Annotated in this window: 1 pseudogene; it reads left to right on the top strand. The window is 77.5% G+C overall.

Annotated features, from left to right (window positions below):
- Positions 1-418: pseudogene (locus ACLFKU_RS44260) on the top strand (hypothetical protein); the annotation flags it as partial.

Raw genomic sequence — 418 nt, 5'->3', positions numbered from 1 at the left:
GCGCTGGACCTCGGCGGTGCTCCGCGCATTGCTGCATCGGATGTTCGCCCTGGTGGGGCTGTGGGTCGCCTTGATCCGGCCGCCGAGCGAACCGGAGCAGGGCGGCGAGAGCGGGCGTGTGCAGGTGGCCTTCGTGGGCCGCGGCACCCCGCAACAGGAGGAGGGCGGCCAGCCCGCCGCCGAACCGGCGACCGCGGACGCCGCCCGTGCCGCCGCGACCGACAGCGCCCAGGTGGTGGCCTCTGCCGGTGCCGACGCGCGTGAGCCGTCTGCCTCGGCGCCGCAGCCCGTCGCCGCGCCTGCGCCCCCCAGTGAACCGCAGCCGGCGCCTCCCGCGCCGTCGACGCCCGCGGTGGAGCAGCCCGTGCAGGCGACCGAGGTCGCCCAGGCCACGACCGATTTCGTGGTGCCGCCGACC

Source organism: Paraburkholderia sp. EG304, from assembly GCF_046543485.1.
Classification (GTDB): domain Bacteria; phylum Pseudomonadota; class Gammaproteobacteria; order Burkholderiales; family Burkholderiaceae; genus Paraburkholderia; species Paraburkholderia youngii.
This window is presented reverse-complemented; position numbering and strand designations above follow the sequence as displayed.